Source organism: Nonomuraea sp. NPDC050783, assembly GCF_040802095.1.
GTDB lineage: Bacteria > Actinomycetota > Actinomycetes > Streptosporangiales > Streptosporangiaceae > Nonomuraea.
The window spans coordinates 79,564-98,346 of the sequence record NZ_JBFAHK010000019.1; the positions used below are offsets into that span (position 1 = coordinate 79,564).

At 70.5% G+C, this 18,783-nt stretch carries 19 protein-coding genes; 9 read left to right on the top strand and 10 right to left on the bottom strand.

From position 1 onward, the window contains the following. Nucleotides 1-45: 45 nt before the first annotated feature. From AB0H75_RS37490 to AB0H75_RS37500, 3 genes are all read right to left on the bottom strand, one after another. Entirely contained in the window at nucleotides 46-237 is a 192-nt protein-coding gene (locus tag AB0H75_RS37490; RefSeq protein WP_367804403.1) for a hypothetical protein, read from the bottom strand. A 44-nt stretch (nucleotides 238-281) separates the two neighbouring features. Then, nucleotides 282-938: a tyrosine recombinase XerC gene (xerC, locus tag AB0H75_RS37495; protein WP_367804404.1), complete on the bottom strand. Its 657-nt coding sequence runs from the start codon at nucleotides 936-938 to the stop codon at nucleotides 282-284. A gap of 333 nt (nucleotides 939-1,271) precedes the next feature. Next, complete coding sequence (locus AB0H75_RS37500) at nucleotides 1,272-2,414, bottom strand: hypothetical protein (RefSeq protein ID WP_367804405.1); 1,143 nt, start codon at nucleotides 2,412-2,414, stop codon at nucleotides 1,272-1,274. A 1,512-nt stretch (nucleotides 2,415-3,926) separates the two neighbouring features. Here AB0H75_RS37500 and AB0H75_RS37505 point away from each other — a divergent pair. Together AB0H75_RS37505 and AB0H75_RS37510 are read left to right on the top strand one after the other, a co-directional pair. Next, nucleotides 3,927-4,871, top strand: a complete 945-nt coding sequence (locus AB0H75_RS37505) for a C45 family autoproteolytic acyltransferase/hydolase (RefSeq protein ID WP_367804406.1) — start codon at nucleotides 3,927-3,929, stop codon at nucleotides 4,869-4,871. 571 nt (nucleotides 4,872-5,442) lie between these two features. Continuing rightward, nucleotides 5,443-5,829, top strand: a complete 387-nt coding sequence (locus AB0H75_RS37510; protein ID WP_367804407.1) for a hypothetical protein — start codon at nucleotides 5,443-5,445, stop codon at nucleotides 5,827-5,829. 371 nt (nucleotides 5,830-6,200) lie between these two features. On the opposite strand, the gene AB0H75_RS37515 is transcribed toward AB0H75_RS37510, so the two are convergent. Both AB0H75_RS37515 and AB0H75_RS37520 read right to left on the bottom strand, forming a co-directional pair. Continuing rightward, nucleotides 6,201-6,461: a hypothetical protein gene (locus AB0H75_RS37515; RefSeq protein ID WP_367804408.1), complete on the bottom strand. Its 261-nt coding sequence runs from the start codon at nucleotides 6,459-6,461 to the stop codon at nucleotides 6,201-6,203. 592 nt (nucleotides 6,462-7,053) lie between these two features. Next, entirely contained in the window at nucleotides 7,054-7,347 is a 294-nt protein-coding gene (locus AB0H75_RS37520; RefSeq protein ID WP_367804409.1) for a DUF1330 domain-containing protein, read from the bottom strand. A 254-nt stretch (nucleotides 7,348-7,601) separates the two neighbouring features. Here AB0H75_RS37520 and AB0H75_RS37525 point away from each other — a divergent pair, with 254 nt between their 5' ends. From AB0H75_RS37525 to AB0H75_RS37535, 3 genes are all read left to right on the top strand, one after another. Next, the gene (locus AB0H75_RS37525) at nucleotides 7,602-7,781 is read left to right on the top strand and encodes a hypothetical protein (protein ID WP_367804410.1); all 180 of its coding nucleotides are present in this window, start codon (nucleotides 7,602-7,604) and stop codon (nucleotides 7,779-7,781) included. 187 nt (nucleotides 7,782-7,968) lie between these two features. Beyond that, nucleotides 7,969-8,829 carry an SDR family NAD(P)-dependent oxidoreductase gene (locus AB0H75_RS37530; RefSeq protein WP_367804411.1) on the top strand — a complete coding sequence of 287 codons (861 nt, stop codon included), beginning with the start codon at nucleotides 7,969-7,971 and terminating at the stop codon, nucleotides 8,827-8,829. Between the two features lie 10 nt (nucleotides 8,830-8,839). Further along, complete coding sequence (locus AB0H75_RS37535; protein WP_367804412.1) at nucleotides 8,840-9,397, top strand: MerR family transcriptional regulator; 558 nt, start codon at nucleotides 8,840-8,842, stop codon at nucleotides 9,395-9,397. Nucleotides 9,398-10,162: 765 nt separating this feature from the next. Here the strand turns inward: AB0H75_RS37535 and AB0H75_RS37540 are convergent. Beyond that, nucleotides 10,163-10,831: an erythromycin esterase family protein gene (locus AB0H75_RS37540; protein ID WP_367804413.1), complete on the bottom strand. Its 669-nt coding sequence runs from the start codon at nucleotides 10,829-10,831 to the stop codon at nucleotides 10,163-10,165. A 225-nt stretch (nucleotides 10,832-11,056) separates the two neighbouring features. On the opposite strand from AB0H75_RS37540, the gene AB0H75_RS37545 reads away from it, so the two are divergent. Next, a complete protein-coding gene (locus AB0H75_RS37545) occupies nucleotides 11,057-11,968 on the top strand; it encodes a phosphotransferase (RefSeq protein WP_367804414.1) in 912 nt (303 codons plus the stop codon). Nucleotides 11,969-11,986: 18 nt separating this feature from the next. Here AB0H75_RS37545 and AB0H75_RS37550 read toward each other — a convergent pair whose 3' ends face one another. Beyond that, entirely contained in the window at nucleotides 11,987-12,955 is a 969-nt protein-coding gene (locus AB0H75_RS37550) for a helix-turn-helix domain-containing protein (protein WP_367804415.1), read from the bottom strand. A gap of 87 nt (nucleotides 12,956-13,042) precedes the next feature. Here AB0H75_RS37550 and AB0H75_RS37555 point away from each other — a divergent pair, with 87 nt between their 5' ends. Beyond that, complete coding sequence (locus AB0H75_RS37555) at nucleotides 13,043-14,236, top strand: MFS transporter (protein WP_367804416.1); 1,194 nt, start codon at nucleotides 13,043-13,045, stop codon at nucleotides 14,234-14,236. A gap of 146 nt (nucleotides 14,237-14,382) precedes the next feature. Next, the gene (locus AB0H75_RS37560; protein WP_367804417.1) at nucleotides 14,383-15,630 is read left to right on the top strand and encodes an MFS transporter; all 1,248 of its coding nucleotides are present in this window, start codon (nucleotides 14,383-14,385) and stop codon (nucleotides 15,628-15,630) included. On the opposite strand, the gene AB0H75_RS37565 is transcribed toward AB0H75_RS37560, so the two are convergent. Then, nucleotides 15,535-17,133, bottom strand: a complete 1,599-nt coding sequence (locus tag AB0H75_RS37565) for an FAD-dependent oxidoreductase (RefSeq protein ID WP_367804418.1) — start codon at nucleotides 17,131-17,133, stop codon at nucleotides 15,535-15,537. The two genes, AB0H75_RS37560 and AB0H75_RS37565, sit on opposite strands and share 96 nt — an antisense overlap. A 107-nt stretch (nucleotides 17,134-17,240) precedes the next feature. On the opposite strand from AB0H75_RS37565, the gene AB0H75_RS37570 reads away from it, so the two are divergent. Continuing rightward, a complete protein-coding gene (locus tag AB0H75_RS37570; RefSeq protein WP_367804419.1) occupies nucleotides 17,241-17,933 on the top strand; it encodes a TetR/AcrR family transcriptional regulator in 693 nt (230 codons plus the stop codon). A gap of 20 nt (nucleotides 17,934-17,953) precedes the next feature. Here AB0H75_RS37570 and AB0H75_RS37575 read toward each other — a convergent pair whose 3' ends face one another. Continuing rightward, nucleotides 17,954-18,112, bottom strand: coding sequence for a hypothetical protein (locus AB0H75_RS37575; RefSeq protein WP_367804420.1), 159 nt, complete (start codon nucleotides 18,110-18,112; stop codon nucleotides 17,954-17,956). A gap of 26 nt (nucleotides 18,113-18,138) precedes the next feature. Beyond that, nucleotides 18,139-18,711: a dihydrofolate reductase family protein gene (locus AB0H75_RS37580; protein ID WP_367804421.1), complete on the bottom strand. Its 573-nt coding sequence runs from the start codon at nucleotides 18,709-18,711 to the stop codon at nucleotides 18,139-18,141. Between the last annotated feature and the right edge of the window lie 72 nt (nucleotides 18,712-18,783).

Consider the following 18,783-nt stretch of genomic DNA (forward strand, 5'->3'; position numbering starts at 1 on the left):
CCTTTTGTGTTGCTGGGTGACTAACTGAGCGATTACATGTCCTGGTCAGCGTGGCGAGCGGTCGGTGATGGCTACGACGACTGCGGTTAGCAGGCATCCCAGCCCTATGCCCACGATCGCGATCGTGGACGGGACATTATTGGCCAAGACATTCGTGAAGTAAGCAGTCCAGCCGACCAAGATGAGGATGACCCAGCCGAGGGCTAGTAAGCCGTAGGTCTTGATGTTGTGGTTCAACGGCCGTCCTTCGTGGCGGGTGAGCCTCCATGATGGCGTATGTGTCAGCCATCGAGGAAGATCCGGTCCATCGCCTCAGCGCCTTCCAGGAGCAAGGGACGGAGTTGCTTGCGGTAGACGGTCTCGGTGACGGTGGTGTTACGGTGGCCGGCCAGGCGTGAGATGGCCTCGATGGGCATGCCGGAGTCGGAGAGCAGCGAGACGAAGCTGTGCCGCATCCCGCGAGGTGTCCGATCCTTCGGGTCGAGGCCGGCCTTTCTAAGGACACCCCGGAACGAGCGACGGACGTCGTGCGCGTCGAGCTCCGTGCCGACCTTGGACGCGAACACGAGGTCGTTGTCCTGCCAGCGGTCGCCCGCTGCCTCCTTGGCCACGTCCTGGCGTTCATGGTGGAACTTGAGGGCATCCGCGCAGCGCCTCGGCATCGCCAGGGTGGGGCGGGACTCCTTGGTCTTGGTGTCTCCTCCTCCTGGGAGTCGATGACGCCGGCGACGGGTGAGGACAGCGGCCTGAACACAGCCGGATGGCGCGGCGGAGCTCATCACGGATCCGGTTGGAGACTCCGGCCCTGGCCCAGCGGCCCATTTTGCCGCGTTGTCCGTGATGTACCTGATCGCATCGAACACATCGCGGCGCAGATGCCCGGTCTGGACGGCGGCCACCTCCCCAGAGGTCAGACCGCAACCGAAGGCGAGTGCCATCAGCGCGAGCGCGTCGCTTCTGGCTTGGCCGGGCAGGCGTTCGGCCCAGTCGCGGAGGCGATCGAGTTGGGCCGGCGAGTGGGGCGGGCTGACCGTCTTGGGACCTTCATCGGCGGCGGCACCTGCTCGCCTCGCTCCAGCCAGGCCAGCGTGGCGCGCATGTGCCGCAGCCACGACCGGTAGGTCTGCGCCGAACCCGGGGCCAGATCGGTGCAGCCGGTCAGGACGAACGCGTCGATCGTCTCATGCCGCAGCCACACCTCCGGATCGCGCGGTGGCCGCTGGAATGCCGATCGGGTTGAGGAGAGGGCGGGATCGGAGAGAACGGTCGGCTCAGCGGTCCCCGGCGGCCAGCAGCAGGTTGGCGTCGACCCGGGCGAGGCCGGAGACGTTCGAGCCGCCTTCGGTGTACCCGGCCTTGCGCTTCCACCGCCGCCCGTCGTAGTGCAGCAACGTGACTTCGGTTGTCACGTCCTGTTCGTAACCCACCGCCCAAACGTCGTCCTCGCCGACGGCGGCGACGCCGTACAGCGTGCCCTTCCACCTGGGGGGTTCGACCTGTGTCCAGGAGCTTCCGTTCCAGTGCAGGATCAGCGGTTTGCCTGTACCGTACTCGTCACAGTCCCCCGAGGTGCCGCGCTCACCCACGGCCCACACGTCGGACGGCCCGTTCTGCGAGACGTGCCGCAGCATGCCCTGGCCGAGCGCGGGCAATCGCATCTCCACCGGCGCGCTGCCGGGAGTCGCACTGTGCCAGATCGCCGGGCGCGAATCAGCGCATCGCCCGCTGGATGAGCTGCCCGCGATCCACACCTGCCCGGCTCCGGCGTCCACGGCATGGAATCTGCCTCCGCGTGGGACTTCCTGCTTGCCGAAACGCCTGCCGTTCCAGGTCACGAGGACAGGGACGGACGTCTTGCCCTCCCCGCGCCCGCCGACCAGGAACGCCCGCGAACCGTCCACGGCGACGTCGGCCAGCGCGCCGACCTTCGGGAGTTGAGCAGGTCCGAACGTCTTCCAACGCCGGCCGTCCCAGCGCAGGGCGAAGGGGAGCCGCACTTCCTCGGAGTCCTCGTCGAGGTCGCCGGTGTCGCCGACTGCCCAGACCTCGTCCGGTCCGTCGGCGTCCACGCCCGACACGATGGAGTCGATCGCGTCGGGGAATCGCTCGTACAGGCGCTGGTCGACACGCCATCCGTCGCGGTCCATCCGCAGGAGCACGCCGTCGGGCGGCTCGTCCTCCGCTGTCACGGCATAGCCGACCGCCCAGGCCGCGTCCGGGCCCGCCACCGCCACGTCGAGCACCGTGTTGGTGCTGTCGTCAGAGGCATCCTCGTCTTCCTCGTCGTCGAGGTCGCTCTCCGTGGGCGATGCGGCAGGGGGCGTGCTCGCCGCCGGTGTCCTCGGCACGGTGCCCCCTGGGGCTGCCGTGCAGCCCGCCAGGACGAGGACGCAGACGATCCACAAAATCTTCATGGCTTTCCGGAGTCTCGCAGACACCCGGGCATGATGTGACGTTTCTGGCGCCTGCACAGGGCGCACGTGACGGTGGCGCCGTCGTTGATCACGCACGGCCGTATCCGTCCGTCGCGCAGGCACACCCCGATCCGGCAGGTACGGGCCGCGGAGTGACGCACCACATTGGTGACGGCCTCGCGAAGGACGGCGGCTAGCAGGGTGCCGGTCTCACCCGGCAGGTAGGGCGAGCCTGCTGGATCTGCTCCGCGGGTGGCCGCGTGCCGGCGCCGCAGGCGGTCGGCCCGGTGCGTCCGGCGGCAGTCGTGCGCAGCAGCTCGCCGAGTTCGGCCTGCGCCGTCGCGATAACGGGCCGATTCGCAGACACGTAGCGTAAGCAAAGATTGGACTGCGGGGTCGATGCGATGGGGAATTGAGGCGATCTCCTGCGCCCGCCGGGGTTCCGCGTCACGCCCGCTCGGCTGGGAAGCGATCATGACCACCGTGGGAAGCGATCTTCGCCAGGGCGTCATCGTCACTGCTCAACCACACTCGTGAACGCCCCACCAGGGGCCGTTCTTGAGACGGCTGGACTGAGGTTGACGGGATCCCGTCCGATCATCTGAATCGGACGGGATTTCGCGTTTCCCGAGGTCTTCGGATCGTTGGGCGGGCTGGCTCTGGCTCGTTTGGCGTTCGTGGTGAAGGGCGCTGGTGGTGTTGAGCCGCTGGGAGCGCGTGGAGGGCTGGCGGCCGGGCGTGCGGGACCGGTCGGAGTAGTGCTGTCCGGTTATCAACCCAGCGAATCAGGCGCCCGGTGGCGGTCTTCCAGATGCTGCCGGCGGTTCCGGATCCGGATCTTGTGCATCGAATGCGTAGGTGTCCTCGGGCGGAGGCTCGCGGTGGTCGTGGGCTTGCCGCCAGGCGAGCAGGATGAGCTCGTTGGTGACGGCGACCATGAGCGCGGCGGGTTCTGGGGTCGCCGAGGTCGAGGTCGTGTCCCTTGAGTCTGCTGTTGATGCCTTCGGTGTCGGCGTGGACGGACTTGTACGTCACGTTCCAGGCGGGACTCGGGTGGGCCAGGTCCTGGCGGAACTTGTCGAGGTGGCCGAGATCGTCCTTGTGGATGGTAATGGCGTGCTGGTTGCAGATCTTCGGCAGTTGGTCGCCCTCAGATCGGGTTATGGCGGCCCTGGCCGGACCGGCCCTCGTCGGCGCGTCCCCTGCCGACGCGGCCACGGCGCGCGACCCGGCCGCGGCGATCCAGCGCCAACTTGTCAAAGGGCACGGAGTACGGATCACCCGATAGATGGCGTGCTCCGCGCACGAGGGATGTCCCAAGCGCCAGCCTTCCTGACTCCTGGCTTCTCCAACGCGGGACATGTTCGTCTACTTGGAATCAGCCACGCTCGCGTTCAGCGGCTTCACCAGGTCCAGCGCCTGGCCGTCGCCGATGGCGGCCATCTGGTGAATACCTGCCCAATTAGCTAGGTTGCTCTCACCTCGTCCGATTCTCGCAGGGGAGTGGCAGCCGTGCGGCAGCAGCACAAGACCTTCCAGGCGATCGAAGTCGGCGACGGCGGCGACGGGCGGTGGGCCGCCTATGCCCGGGCCCTGTGGCCGGAGATGGAGGACCTGCTGACCGAGGAGGGCCGGACTCCGGAGGGCGCGGATCGTGTTCGGGTGCTGTTCCGTGCGCACATGCCGGAACTGGTCCCGGTTCTGGACCGCCTGGCCGGCCAACTCGACCGGCCCGAGGCGGAAGTCTTCCTCACCCACGCGGCACTGCGGCCGTTCTCCCAGTCCTGCACCCAGATCGGCCAGAACGGCACTCTGCTGCGCAACTATGACCTACGGCCCGATCAGTGCGAGGGGACCATCGTCTCCTCCTGCTTCCTGCGGCCCGTGATCGGGATGCAGGACATGCTGTGGGGCTTGCTGGACGGGATGAACGACGCCGGTCTCGCGGTCTCGCTCACCTGGGGCGGACGCTCCGTCTACGGACGTGGCTTCGCCATTCTCATCCTCGTGCGCTACCTGCTGGAGACGTGCGACACCGTCGATGAGGCGGTCGACAGGCTGCGGTCCCTGCCGGTCGCCGTCCCCCAGAACCTCACCCTTGTCGATCCCAGGAAGGCGATGACGGTGTTCGTGGGACCGGATATGCCGCCGACGGTGGCACCGGACGCCTGCGCCGCCAATCACCAGCACCTGCCGGTGACCGACGAGCAGGAGCGGGCCACGCGGACGCAGGAGCGGCTGCGAGCCGTCCGCGCCGCGGGAGCGGACGTGGCGGCGATGCTCAAGCCGCCGCTGTATCGATCCGTCGACGAGCAGGGGACGGTAACGCTCTACACCGCCCACTACCGACCCGCCGAGGGCCTTGTGACGTATTACTGGCCCGGTGAGTCCTGGCAACAGTCCTTCGGCGACTTCACACCCGGAACCCGCACCGTGACCTTGGGCCGGGCCAGCTGAAAGCTTTCGGGACTCCTGCTCACCCCTGCACGAAGATCTTGCAAGAACGCGATTCCACCCGCCGCAGCCAAGCCCTCCCTCGGCCGGCCTTGCCACGTGGCAATCCCCTGAGCGTTCAGCGCCCGGCCGCCTACGCGGGAAGCGATCTTCTCAACCCCTCTTGCGCCCCAGGCCAGCCCTATTCGTGAACACCTCACCAGGGGCCGTTCTTGAAACGGCTGGACTGAAGTTGACGGGATCCCGTCTGATCATCACGATCAGGCGGGATCTTGTCGTTTCTGTTCTGTCGCAGTGAAGGCTGAGCGATTCTCATTGAAGTTTGAGTTGTCGTGGCTCGGCTGCAGGCCAGCGCAATGCGCACCAGGCCGATCTTCGGGACCGGCGGACCGAAGTCTGACCTTGTCCCACTGGCCCGCATCTGAAGCCCACAGACCTCGGGGTCGGCGACGCTCTTGGCTGCCCTGCAGCTCGATTCCTCGTTCAAGAGTGCTGGAGCCCTGGCCGTGGTCACCGGGGTCGTTGGCGAGGTGGCTCAACGCTTTCTCAACACATCCTCAAGGCGGCACCGGCGATGGTGCAGATATCCGTTGATGCTCCCGCCCAGCAGGGGACGGAGGCGCTGCGGAATTCGTCGAAGGGAATCAACATGCGTATGCGTACCACCGTGGCGGCTCTTGTCGCCGTCGGCGCCTTCGCGATGGCACCAGCGGTTTTGGGCGGTGCCACGGCCTCCGCACAAACAACTCATCATGCTCAGATCATCTCGTCGGCGCCGATGGCCGTAACCGTGAGCGATCCGGTCCAGACCGCTGGCGCCTGGAAGACCGTGGGGGTGTATCCGTTCAAATGGCAGTGCCGGGTGAACGGAAAGGCCCAGAAGCTCGCCCTGCGGGCCAAGGCCTACCGATGCAAGCGGACGAGCTTCGGCGTGACCTATAAGCTGCAGCTGCGTTGGTAGTAGCCCAGCTGCTCGGGCTCCTACCAGGTGGCTCGCAGGAGAAACCCCTGCGGGTATAGATGCTGGCCGCGCCGCCAGACGCTATCTGGTGAGCCTCTGAACTGGAGGCCGGAGCCGTGGTGGGCGCAACGGGGGCAGGACTCTTGAGTTCTGCCCCCGTTCGCTGTGCTCGGGCAGAATCGGTCTGTTGAAGACCGCAGTTCGCTTCTTTCTGGGGGAGCCGGACCGATGGGATAATGTTCGCCGACGCGCACGCATCTTGGAAAGCGATTGTGCAGCCTCCAGCGCAGATCCCAGCCTTCGCGCAAATGCCCCGGGACTCCCTTGGTCGGTCTTGTCATCGCCTGGAGCAAGCTTGAGTGGAACTGTGCTCAGCGCGATGAACGGTCCTGCACAGCTGCCTCGATCCGCAAGCCGACACCCGCCATGACGGCGACCAGAAAGACGGCAAGCCATGGAAGCGACGGGAAGTTCGGATGCCAGACCAACTCGATCACTGCTCCAGCAAAACCTCCGCCGATGCCCATCGATCCCAGCAGGCGTAGCGCGGCCACCGTGTAGCGCAGCGCTGCCGCCTCCTCCAAGTCCTTGCGGGGCGCCTGCTGGGGGTTGGGGTTGTCCTGTGTGGCCATGGGCGGGAGCTTCTCACGCTGAGATCAAGATGCGATTGCGGCGGCGTCCGGGAGACGATCACAGCAAAGTCGGGAAGCGATCTTCTCAACCCGTCTTGCGCCGCAGGGCGGCCCTATTCGTGAACGCCCCGACAGGGGTCGTTCCTGGAAAGGCTGGACTGAAGTTGACGGGATCCCGTCTGATCATCGCGATCGGGCGGGATCCGGCCGTTGGGCATGGCGGAGCCGGTGGTGAGCGGGGTGTTGCGATGGGGTGGTGGTTTCGTCGATGTCCAGCAGCAGCAACAGCGTTTGCGGGTCGGTTTGGCGGCGCTCCACGTCTGTCCTTGGGTGCCCCGGATGTGGGCGGGCCGGCGTAGGGGGTCGCGGCTCTGGCGGTGGGCATGGGGCCGGCCCCGTTGTTGTGGCGGGGGCGGCGGCAGGTGGGGTGGTTGGTTGAATGTGAGGTTGGGGACGTGGCTGCTGCCGTCGTTGAGCACTGCTTCGTGCGCCCTGAAGACCTGGCGCATCCTCACCGAACTCCGTACGCACTCCGCCCGCGACCGGCGAGATCAAGGAAGTGGATCTTCAGTGAAAATCCACTGGACCTCGGTCAGTCGATGCCTTCGACGATGCGGAAGTCGCGCTCGACGGCGTCGGAGAGGGTGACCAGCGCCTCCTGGTAGGCCGCACTCTCGTACGCCGCGACGGCCTGCTCGAAGCTGTCGAACTCGATCAGGATGGTGCGCTCGGCGATTCCGGCTTCGTGCGCCACGACCCGGCCGCCACGGACGAAGGTCCGGCCGCCCCCGGCCTTGACGGCTGGACCGGCCAGCTTGTTGTAGGCAGCCAGCTTCTCGGGGTCTGAAATGGTGCGGTAGACGCTGACCCAGTAGCCCTTGGGCATGGAACCTCCAGTGGTGGGATGAGTGCATCTGACTTACGGGTTGGTCTCGGGCGTGCGTCGGCGGGCGAGAGCGAGGCTTGCCGGTGTGGGGATCGCCGTTGCGCCGATGCCGGCCGGCGTCGCGGCGCACCCCCTTATCGTCTAAGTGACGATACTCATGATGGCACATCATCCGAGGGGGGACATGTGTGACATATGCCACGAGAGTACCGACGTTGCGTGGCGGATGACGTAGGTGAAGCTCATGGCGCTCGATGTCTCGCTCTTGGGGTGACGGCCAGGATGACGCCGGGCATCGCGGCCGAGAAGCCGCGGATGCCGATGCCGATGCCGATGCCGACGCCGACCACGACGGCGCTGCCAGTCAGGAGCAGGGGTCGGCGATGGGCGCGGTGGGCACGTTCTGGTCGCTCTTGGTGGAGGTGAACAAGTGACGTAGTTCTCGGCGCTCCAGGTCGTTCCGAGTCCCGCTCGTTTGGTGACCTTGGGGAACGTCCGCCGTACGTTCGAGGTGTCCGGTGGAGTGCCGACGGTCCTGCGGAAGGCCAGGTCGTGATCTTCCCTTCTGGTGGTCACGTCGGTTTTGCGTTCGAGTGCGCTCGAAGGCGTAGCGTCCCCGCCATGACGACACAGACCTGGATCATCACTGGCGCGTCCCGCGGGTTCGGGCGCGCGTTGGCGGAGGCGGCGCTCGCGGCGGGCGACCACGTGGTGGCGGCGGTGCGCCGGCCCGAGAGTGTGGCCGATCTGGAGGCCGCGTACCCGGACGACTGCCTGGTCGCGAAGTTCGACGCCCGGGACGTCGCCGCGGCCGCGGATCTCGTACGCGACACCCTCGACCGTTTCGGTCAGCTCGATGTGCTGGTCAACAACGCGGGCCGGGCCGTGATCGGAGCGGTCGAGGAGATCAGCGACGCGCAGTTGCGCGAGTTGATGGATCTGCACCTGTTCGGCCCCGCCGCGCTCGTCCGGGCGGCGCTGCCCACGATGCGTGAGCGGGGCACCGGGACGATCGTGCAGATGAGCAGCCAGGGCGGGCGGATGTCGTTCCCCGGCGTGTCGGCGTACTCCGCGTCGAAGTTCGCCCTCGAAGGCTGGTCCGAGGCCCTGGCCGGGGAGGTCGCGCCGTTCGGGATCCGGGTGATGCTCGTCGAGCCCAGCCGGTTCAGGACCGGCTTCAACGGGGGTGACGTGCTGGAGGTCGTCGAGCCGTCCGCGACCTACCGTGACCTGCTCGCCGGCGTCCGCGCGGACATGGCCGGTGCCGACGGACGCCAGGAAGGTGACCCTGCGCGGGCGGCCGAGATCATCGTGTCCCTCGCGCACGGTGACGAGGTGCCGCTGCGGCTGCCGCTCGGGCGCGAGGCGGTCGAGCGGATCTCGCGTGCCTACCGGCGCGGCTTGGACGAGGTCGAGCAGTGGGCCGAGACCGCCCGCAGCGCCGACTTCGAGGGTGTCTCCGCATCGGTACGGCCCGTCTAGGCTCGTGGTCATGGCCACCGACGATCTGATGACCCGGGCGCTCGAAGCGCTTGGGGACGACGGTCCGCTGTCGGTCGAGGCGATCCACCGTCTCGCCGATCTGACCGACCTGGCCGGTCTGCCCGAGACGATGACGATCGCCGAGGTCGCCGACCTCCTCGACCTCTCGCCCCACACGCTGCGCTATTACGAGCGGGCCGGGCTGATCGAGGTGGCCCGCGACGGTCATGGTCATCGCGTCTACGACGCCGAAGCGGTTCGGCGCCTGGTGTTCCTCACCCGGATGCGGCTGTCCGGCATGCCGATGCGTGACCTGCAGCACTACATCTCGCTCGTCGATGCCGGCGGGCACACGGTGCCGGAGCGGCTGGATGTGCTGGTCGAGCATCGCGACACCATCCGCCGCCGGATCCGCGAGCTGACTCTTTCCCTCACGGCGATCGAATACAAGATCGCCACGTACGGAGGCACGGCCGGGCCGGACGTCCAGGCCCCCGGTGCCGTCACCGGCACCGGCCGCGCGGCGCTGCCGGACGAGCCGCCGCGACGGGCACTCCCGGCAGAGTGAGGGACGCCGACGTGCGCCGAGCTGCCAACGGTGGTCCGGCTTCCTCCCGATCGCTGGCTGCGGTCCGCGGGAAACGAGCACTTCCCGCTGGGAACGATCCGCATTTACCGGGTGATTGATCGAGTGGCCGCGCCGGATGAGAGCAAGCGATGCCGAGCCGGGAAGGTTCTCGGATTCTAACGATCCGGCATGGTATGACGGCGCCGTCGTCGTCCTGGGGCTCCGGTTCGGGAGTTGTTCTGGGCGCCCCCGGGCCCGGCGGACCCGTTAACACGGACGCAGGCTTTCGAGGACTTCTACCTGCGGCACTTCGACATGATGACGCGGCGTTTCCCTCATCGACGGTAGTTGGCCACGTAGTTGCTCGCCGCGTCACTGTGGCGTCGCCCGCGTCACGATCGAGCATGTGATCGAGGCGAAGGAGAACCCCGATGCTTACCTGGCTCGCCGGCAAGCGGAATGGAGCAGATGTCCGCGCAGTGACCCTTGAGCAAGAACGGCCAGACAGGACAGGGAGGGCCGGTGTCCGGGAAACGATTGCGCCGGTCTTGGGAGGTGGTCTTCTCGGGCTCTCCTTCGTCCCAGGCCAGGTCCGTTCGTGTCCTGGGCGGCTGGACTGAGGTTGACGGGATCCCGGCTGATCATTGGGATCGAGCGGGATCTTGTCGTTTCGAGGGTTTCCGGATCGGGTTCATCCTGGTTCGGGGCCGCGTACGGCGACGGGCCGCGTACGTGCTCGGGTGTCAGCCGGATGCCGGCGCGCCCCTACGCCGTCGACCAGCGCACGGGGGACACCTGGCGCAGGTGGACGAGCACGTCGAACGCGTCGGGCAGGGAGGCGACGGCGAGGTGTTCGGCCGCGTCCCTGGAAGGGTGGTAAACGCCGCTGATGACGCGGGCCCTCATCGGCCCGTCCCATCCGCCGTCACGCAGGTCGAGCCAGTGGGCGGGCCGGTCCGTGGCGCCGAGGCGGGCGTCGAGCCAGTCGGGGGCCGGTGCGGGGACGGTGACGGTGCCGAGGTCGCCGTGGTGGAAGCCGATCGCCGCGGAGACGTAGCGCGTGCCGTAGTGGTCGCGCAGCACGCTGCCGACCGTGGGCTGGGGGCCGCGGTGCGGCGCCAGGCCCAGGGTCGCCGGAGCCGCCGAGGTGTGCGCGATGCCGTCCCAGTAGGCCACGCGGCGGCCGGTCCGCTGCTGGTGGGCGATGATCGAGCCGGCCCAGGTCCGGGCGTCGCCGGCGTGGTTGTCGCGTCCGGCGACGCTGCGCTGGTGGAAGTCCACGATGAGGCGCATCCGCTCCAGGACGAGGGCGCCGGGCGACTGCTCGACGATCGCGAGCGCGTCGCGGGCGTGCTCGGCGAAGGGGCGGCCCGGGTGCAGGCCCCTGGCCCGCTGCACGTGCTCGTCGTGCTGACCTCCGACCTGGTCCCGCACTTCGCGCCGACAACCTCACCGACCGGGCGGACCTCCGCAACGAGGACGCGCTCCGGGAGATGGTCACCGCAGGGGTTTCGGCCTTCCTGTACGGCTACGCGGAACGAACCGCGGCCGGCGGGCGCGATGCCGCTGACGGCTCGTGAACCCACCACTCCGCCCGGCGAGCGGGGCAGGCATCGCGGCTCGGCACGGACCCCCGCCGCCTCGGTACTGTGACGTCGCATGACCGGCACCGAGTTCGAGATCACCGCCGACCTGGTCCGCGATCTGCTGCGGGAGCAACATCCGGATCTCGCGGGGTTGCCCGTCCGCGAGGTGGCGGGCGGCTGGGGCAACCAGATGTGGCGCCTCGGGGACGAGCTGGCCGTACGCATGCAGCGCATGGACCCCACCCCGGAGCCGCAGCTCAAGGAGCGGCGGTGGCTGCCTGTGCTGGCCCCGCGCCTGCCGCTCCCGGTGCCGGTCCCGGTGCGGTTCGGTGAGCCGTCCGGGCGCTTTCCCAAGCACTGGACCGTGATGACGTGGGTTCCCGGTGAGCCGCTGGACCACGGCTCGATCAGCCGCGGCGCCCACGCGGCCGGCGCGCTGGCGGGCTTCCTCAGGGCGCTCCACGTGGAGGCGCCCGCCGGGGCTCCGGCCGGCGGGGCCTTCGGCGCTCACCCCAAGAGGTGCACGGAGGGCTTCGAGCGGTTCCTGCGGGCCGTCGATCCCGGCGCCGTCGGCGATGCCGGCGCCGTCCGGGCCGTCCGGGCCGTCTGGGACGACGCCGTCGCGGCCCCCGAGTGGGAGGGCCCGCCGGTGTGGGTGCACGGCGACCTCCATCCCGCGAATGTCGTCGTCTCGGACGGGACGCTCTCGGGCGTGATCGATTTCGGTACCTTGTTCGCCGGCGATCCGGCGTGGGACCTCGGCGCCGCGTGGGTGCTGCTGCCCGCGGGCGCGGCCGCGCGGTTCTTCGAGGCGTACGCGCGGGCGGACGAGGCGGCGGTCCGGCGGGCCCGCGGGCTGGCCGCGATGAAGAGCCTCTTCCTGATGCTCATGGGGCAGAACGGGGACCGGGGCCTCCCCGGCGGCAAGCCGAGCTGGGGGCCCGCGGGCCGGGCGGCGCTCGATCGGGTTCTGCAGGGCGTCTGAGAACGCCCCGTGGCGCGCTCACGGGCGGACCTCGTGGAAGGCCCGGCGGTATTCGGTCGGGGTGACGCCGACCGCGCGGATGAAGTGGTGCCGGAGGTTGCCGGCCGAGCCCAGCCCGCTCTCCTGGCCGACCCGGTCCACGGGCAGGTCGGTGGATTCCAGGAGCTGCCTGGCCCGGGACAGCCGCTGGGCGTGCAGCCAGCGCAGGGGAGTGGTGCCGGTGGCGTCGTGGAAGCGGCGGGCCAGAGTGCGGGGGCTGAGCCCGGCCTGCCTGGCCAGCGCGGCGACGGTGAGCGGACGGTGCAGGCGCTCGGTCGCCCACTCCAGCAGCGGCGCGAGGCCGTCGCCGTCGGTGCGGGGCATCGGGGCCTGGATGTACTGGGCCTGGCCGCCCGGCCGGTGCGTCTGGACGACGAGGCGGCGGGCCACCTGGTTGGCCACCTCGAAGCCGAGGTCCTTGCGGATGACGTGCAGGCACAGGTCGAGCCCGGCGCTGCGGCCCGCGCTGGTCAAGATGTCGCCGTCGTCGACGTACAGGACGGACGGGTCCACGCGGACCAGCGGGTGGCGGGCGCGCATCAGGTCGGTACGCATCCAGTGGGTGGTGGCGGTACGGCCGTCGAGCAGGCCCGCCGCGGCCAGCGCGAACGCGCCCGTGCAGAGCGAGAGCAGGCGCGCGCCGCGCTCGTGCGCGGCTTTGAGGGCGTCCAGCAGGGCGGGCTCCAGCCGGGCGTCCCCGTCCACGTAGTCGCCCGGCAGCGCGGGGACGACGACGGTGTCGGCCTCCACCAGCGCCTCGAGCCCGTACCGCGGCCTCAGCGTGAACCCGTTGCGGGTGCAGACCGGGCCGGAGGCGGCCAGGCGCAGTTCGTACCAGGGGTCGGCGAGGTCGAGGCGTTCCAGGCCGAAGGTCTCGCAGACGATGGACAGCTCGAACATCGGCATGCCGTCGATCACGGCCAGGACGACCATTCCGGGGACCTTCACGCGGCCCAGCTTAGCGGCAGGATTTTGACGAAGGTGGGCAGTCCTGCCACTCGTGCCGGGGAAAAGGCCCTTGCCAGGGTGAAAGGCGTGAACGACACCACCATCAAGGCCGGGGTCATCGGCCTGTGCCTGGCCGCGTCGGCCACGCCGTCCCCGCTCTACAAGCTCTACGCCGCCGCCTGGGCGATCCCCACCTCCACGTTGTCGCTGATCTACGCCACGTACTGCCTGGGCGTGCTCGCGGCGCTGCTGCTGTTCGGGCGGATCTCCGACTCGTGGGGGCGGCGCCCGGCCATCCTGACCGGCCTGGCCGGGCTGCTCGTCTCGCTGGGCATGTTCCTGGTGGCCTCCGGGGTGGGCTGGCTGTTCCTCGCGCGCGGCTTGCAGGGCGTGGCCACCGGCGTGGCGATCAGCGCCGCCGGCGCCGCGCTGCTCGACCTGCGCCCGGCCACCGCCGGGCTGCTCAACACGCTGGCCAGCGGGCTCGGGATGGGAGGCGGCGGGCTGCTCGGCGCGGTCCTGGTCGAGTACGCCCCCGCCCCGCTCCTGACGCCCTTCGCCGTGCTCGCGGCGGTCGATCTGCTCCTGCTCGCCGGGGTCCGGCGGCGGCCGGAGACGCTGGGCGCGCGGGCCGGGTTCCGGATGGCGGCGCCCGGGGTGCCCAGGCCGATCCTCGCATCGTTCGTGGTGTCGGGGCTCGGGGTGACGTCGTCGTGGTCGATCGTGGGGCTGTATCTGGCCCTGGTGCCCGCGCTGGCGCCGGCCCTGATGGGCTCGGCCGGGAACCTGCCCGGCGGGCTGGCCATCTTCGTCATGGGGACGGCCGCCGCTTTGGCCCCCGTCCTGGCCCGCCGCCTGCCCGGCCCCGCCGGGCGGGGCCTGCCGGCGCCCGCGCAGCTCTGGTCCGGCATGCTCGTCCTGGCCGCCGGGATCGCGCTGCTGGCCTGGGCGATCTCGGCGGGCAGCGCGGCCGGGTTCGTCGTCTGCAGCGTGGTGATCGGTCTCGGTGGCGGCCTCGGGCTGGGCGGGTCCCTGGGGCTGCTGGGCGCGGCGGCGCCGCCCGAGCACCGCGCCCGGGTGATGTCGGCGTTCTACCTGGTCGCGTACGCCGCCATCTCCCTGCCCGCCATCGCCGCCGGGTTCGTGGTGCACGCCCTGGGCCCGGTGGCCACGTTCCGCGTGTTCGGCGCGGGCATCATCGTGGTCGCGCTGGCCACCTTCGTCCTCGCCCTCGCCCGCACCCGGCGCGCGGCGGAGGAAGCGGCGGAGGAGAAGGTGTGACGGAGCCCCGGCGGGAGGGCCCCGATCGGTTCCCGCCCGATCTCGGGGACCGGCCGACGGTTGCGTCCGAAAGGTGCCAGTGCCTGGTGCTCCGGCACTGCTTGGCTGGGTGACCGTACGCCACACGCGCCTTCCGAACGGGAATCATGTCCACCACGCTCGCCCCGCCCCGCTCGCCCCTCGTCAGCCGGCTCGCGGTCATCTCGATCACGCTGGGCATCTTCGCCATCGTCACCAGCGAGATCCTGCCCATCGGCCTGCTGACCGCCATCGGCCCCGACTTCGGCATCTCCAGCGGCACCACGGGGCTGACCATGACGCTGCCCGGCGTCGTCGCCGCGGTCGCCGCGCCCGCCGTCACGCTGACCACCGCGCGTCTGGACCGCCGGCTGATGTTGTGCGCCTGCATGGCGGTGCTCGCCGTGGCCGACGTGCTGGCCGCGGCGGCGGCCTCCTACGAGGTCATGCTGGTCTCCAGGGTGCTCGTCGGCCTCACCATCGGCGGCTTCTGGTCGATCGGGGCCGGGCTGGCCGGGCGCCTGGTGCCGCCGCGCGCCGTCGGCGCCGCCACCGCGGTGATCTTCTCGGCCGTGCCGCTGGGCTCCGTGCTCGGCGTACCGGCCGGGACCTTCATCGGCGGCCTCGCCGGCTGGCGGACCGCCTTCCTGGCCCTGGCCGTGCTGGCCGTCCTGGTGCTGGCCGCGCTGCTGGTGCTGCTGCCGCCGCTGCCCGCCCAGCAGGTCACCAGCGGTCGCGTCCTGCTCGGGCTGCTGCGCACCCGTGGGGCCGCCGTCGCCCTGGTGGCGACCTTCCTGATCGTCGTGGCCCACTTCGGTACCTACACCTACGTCACGCCCTTCCTCCAGGACGTCACCGGCCTGTCTCCCGCGGCCGTCAGCGCCGTCCTGCTGGCGTACGGGACCGCCGGGATCGCCGGCAACTTCCTGGCGGGCAGGGTCGCCGCCACACGCCTGCGAGCCGCCTTCGCGACCTGCGGCTGCCTGGTCGCGGCCGCCACCCTGCTGCTGCCCTCGGCCGGTGGCACGGCCGCCGGAGCCGTGGCGTCGCTCGTGGTCTGGGGCCTGGCCTACGGAGGCGTGCCCGTCTGCTCGCAGGCGTCGTTCGTCGCCGCCGCCCCCCGGGCACCCGAGGCCGCCACGGTCGTCTTCACCTCCTCCTTCCAGGCGACCTTCGCTCTCGGGGCCTTCCTCGGCGGCCGCGTCGTCGATGCCTTCTCGGTCTCCACCGTGATGGTCTGCGGCGGGCTGACCGCCCTGCTCATGGCGGCGTGCCTGTGGTCACTCACCCGTGGCGGCTCGGGCGCCCGCGCCGAACCACCGTCGCATGGCGGCCTGGAGCGCCGCCCTTTCCGCCGCGTCCGGCCGGGGCGATGAGGAGGCCCAGGCCACGTGGCAGTCGGGGCGGAGGAGCAGGGCGGTGGGCGCGTGGGGCCCGGGGAGCGCGGGGAGCCCGGGGAGCCCGGGGAGCCCGGTGACGACATCCACCTGGTCGTGCCGCAGGGCGGGCGTTCGCGCCAGGGACGACTCCTCGGTCAGGTCGAGCAGCAGGGGGCGCGCGGCCCTGGTCAGCTCGGCCGCCCGGACCGGCCCGGCCGGGGTGCGCAGCTCCAGGTCCGGGACGAAGCGGCCGGTCAGCGGGTGGGACGGCTCGGGTCCGCCCATGTCGTAGCGGACGTCGGCGCCGGTGGTGAGCTCGGCCAGGCGGCGTACCGTGTCCGGGTCGCGGAGCAGCTCGGCGAACAGCTCGCGCAGGCCGGTGACGTCGTCGCCGGGGGCGATCAGCGCCGACTGCGCCCGGGCGTTCAGCACCATGCGCAGCGCGGCCGGGCGCCGCTCGCTCCCGTAGCTGCCCAGCAGGCCGGGCGGGGCGCTCCCGCGCAGCTCGGCGGCGAGTTTCCAGCCGAGATTGGCCGCGTCCTGAAGGCCGAGGTTGAGCCCGGGGCCGCCTCCCGTGGCGGCGAACACGTGGGCGGCGTCCCCGATCAGGAACACCCTGCCCTGGGCGAACCGTTCGGCGACCCGGGTGTTGCCGCCGGTCAGCCGGCGCAGCACGTGCGGCCCGTGGCCGTCGGGCGGCCCGAGCGGCACGTCGGCGCCGAGCACGCGGCGGACGCTCGCCCGCAGCTCCTCCAGGCTCATCGGGGCGTCGGTCGCGGGCTGGTCCCACTCGGTGGTGCTGACCAGCGGCGGGTGGCCGGGCATGGGCGCGTAGGAGAAGCCGCCGCGCTCGGTGCGGTGGGGCAGGAACGGCATGACGGCGCCGTAACCGGGCACGTCGAGCGCGCCGGTCGCGGGGTCGATCCATTCCGGGGGGACGGTGGCGTGCGCCGAGCGGACGGTCATGCGGTCGTAGGTGACGCCGGGGAACCCGATGCCGGAGAGCTTGCGCGTGGTGCTGTGGGCGCCGTCGGCGCCGACCAGGTACCGGGCCCGCAGGCGGTGACGGCCGTCCGGGCCCGCGACGTCGAGGGTGACGGCGTCGTCGTCCTGCGACAGGCCGACGACCTCGTGCCCCCGGCGGATCTCCACGCCCAGCTCGGCCGCCCGCTCCTCCAGGACCTCGACGAGGCGCCGTTGCGGTACCGGCAGGGCGTGGACGGGGCTGTCCTCCAGGAGGCTCAGGTCCAGGGCCATCGCGCCGAACATGAAGTACGCCGAGTTCGGCCGCGGCGGTCGCGGGCTGCCGCTCAGGCGCTCGTGCAGCCCGCGGTGGTCGAGCAGCCGGACGACCTGGCCCAGCAGCCCGTTCGCCTTCGGCTCCTGGGCGGGCTCGGGCAGCCGCTCCAGCACCAGCGGCCGGACCCCTGCCAGGCTCAGCTCGCAGGCCAGCATCAATCCGTTCGGGCCGCCGCCGGCGATGACGACATCGGTGATCATGGCGTCTCCTCGTTCGTGGGAGGGATCGGAGAGGGACGCCAGGCTAGACAGGAAAAGTGCGTACACGCAAGTTTGCGTACACGCACCTTTTCTGGGAGGATAGGACGGTGACGACGAGGCGGACGGGGCTGCGCGAGCAGAAGAAGCAGGCCACCCGGGAGGCGTTGAGCGCGGCGGCGCTGCGGCTGGCGCTGGAGCGCGGGCCGGACAACGTACGGGTGGACGACATCGCCGAGGCCGCAGGCGTCTCGCCCCGTACGTACAACAACTACTTCTCCAGCCGCGAGCAGGCGATCGTCGCCGCCGTCACCAGCGAGCGGGAGGTGCGGATCGCGGCGGCGGTGGCCGGCCGGCCCGCCGGCGTCGGCCTCGCCGTCGCGGTCGTGGAGGCGGTCGTGGACCAGTTCACCGCCCCGGGCGAGGCCGGGCGTGACGCGCTGCTGCTGATCACGACCAGTCCCGCGCTGTGCGGGGCGTTCGTCGACAGCGCAGGCGCGATCGAGGGGCCCCTCGTCGAGGCGATCGCCGGACGCCTCGGCGACCCTGACCCGGACGCCGGCCCGGATGTCGGCCCGGATGTCGGCCCGGACGCCGGCCCGCACACCGCTCGCGTGCTCGCGGCGAGCGTGGCCGCCGCCGTCCGCGTCGCCCTTGAGCAGTGGCTGCGGGCCGCCGCCGCGTCCTTCACGGCCGGAGGGCTCGTCGTGCCGTCCGGCTCGCTGCCGGAGCTGCTGCGGGCCGCGCTCGCCCCGCTCGTGCCCGCGCTCGACGCCGCCGAGCGGCGGGCCCGCCGCTCCTGAGGTGGCTGGAACGGGCGCGCTCAGTACCCGGTGCGGCGCGGGGCGGTGGTCGAGCGGCGGGAGGGGTTGGTCCGGGCGGTGGGCTTGAGGGCACGGGCCGGGTGCTCGTGCCGGTGCGGGGGCGGAGGCTGGTGGCCGGGCTTGGACTGGTCGAGGGAGGCGGGGAGTTTGATGCGCATACGTGCTCCTTCGCGTTTCTTGTGGATCAGGCCCTGGCGAGCCAGGTGACCTGGGCGCCGTTGTCGAAGGACTCGCGCCGGGTGGGGGTGAACAGGGTGGGGCGGAACGGCCCGGAGAACATGGGGATGCCCGCGCCCGCCACCACGGGGTAGCTCTTGAGGATGATCTCGTCGATCTCCGGGAGCAGGGCGCCGGCGAGCTTGCCGCCGCCGCAGAGGTAGATGTCCATGCCGGTGTCCTCGGCCTTCAGCCGCCGGACGAGTGCGAGCGGGTCGCCGCTCTCCACCGTCACCGTCGGGTCGTCGATCTTCAGGGTGCTGGAGACGACGTACTGGCGCAGGTGGGAGTAGGGGCTGGTGGTGGGGACGTCCAGGGCGGGCTCGTAGGTGCCGCGGCCCATCACCAGGGTGTCGAAGACCTTGTTGGGCTCGTTCGCGAGGCCGAGGGGCTCGCGGATGTGGGTGGGGAGCGTCTCGGGATAGCGGGTGTTGATCCAGGCGGCCATCTGGTCGGACAGGGGGTAGAAGTCGAACTCCGCCTTCGGGCCGGCGATGTAGCCGTCGAGGGAGACGCCGATGTAGTAGACGAGCTTTCGCATATCAAGCAACTCCCGATGTAGTACTCTGTGTGAAGTGGTTTGAACGTAGTACTACATGTGGAGTGGTGTCAA

Bases quoted from the DNA above. Each gene is read 5' to 3' on its own strand.
- xerC (WP_367804404.1), bottom strand. From the start codon at position 938: ATGGCACTCGCCTTCGGTTGCGGTCTGACCTCTGGGGAGGTGGCCGCC.
- AB0H75_RS37500 (WP_367804405.1), bottom strand. From the start codon at position 2,414: ATGAAGATTTTGTGGATCGTCTGCGTCCTCGTCCTGGCGGGCTGCACG.
- AB0H75_RS37510 (WP_367804407.1), top strand. From the start codon at position 5,443: ATGGTGCAGATATCCGTTGATGCTCCCGCCCAGCAGGGGACGGAGGCG.
- AB0H75_RS37515 (WP_367804408.1), bottom strand. From the start codon at position 6,461: ATGGCCACACAGGACAACCCCAACCCCCAGCAGGCGCCCCGCAAGGAC.
- AB0H75_RS37520 (WP_367804409.1), bottom strand. From the start codon at position 7,347: ATGCCCAAGGGCTACTGGGTCAGCGTCTACCGCACCATTTCAGACCCC.
- AB0H75_RS37525 (WP_367804410.1), top strand. From the start codon at position 7,602: ATGTCTCGCTCTTGGGGTGACGGCCAGGATGACGCCGGGCATCGCGGC.
- AB0H75_RS37530 (WP_367804411.1), top strand. From the start codon at position 7,969: ATGACGACACAGACCTGGATCATCACTGGCGCGTCCCGCGGGTTCGGG.
- AB0H75_RS37535 (WP_367804412.1), top strand. From the start codon at position 8,840: ATGGCCACCGACGATCTGATGACCCGGGCGCTCGAAGCGCTTGGGGAC.
- AB0H75_RS37545 (WP_367804414.1), top strand. From the start codon at position 11,057: ATGACCGGCACCGAGTTCGAGATCACCGCCGACCTGGTCCGCGATCTG.
- AB0H75_RS37560 (WP_367804417.1), top strand. From the start codon at position 14,383: ATGTCCACCACGCTCGCCCCGCCCCGCTCGCCCCTCGTCAGCCGGCTC.
- AB0H75_RS37565 (WP_367804418.1), bottom strand. From the start codon at position 17,133: ATGATCACCGATGTCGTCATCGCCGGCGGCGGCCCGAACGGATTGATG.
- AB0H75_RS37575 (WP_367804420.1), bottom strand. From the start codon at position 18,112: ATGCGCATCAAACTCCCCGCCTCCCTCGACCAGTCCAAGCCCGGCCAC.
- AB0H75_RS37580 (WP_367804421.1), bottom strand. From the start codon at position 18,711: ATGCGAAAGCTCGTCTACTACATCGGCGTCTCCCTCGACGGCTACATC.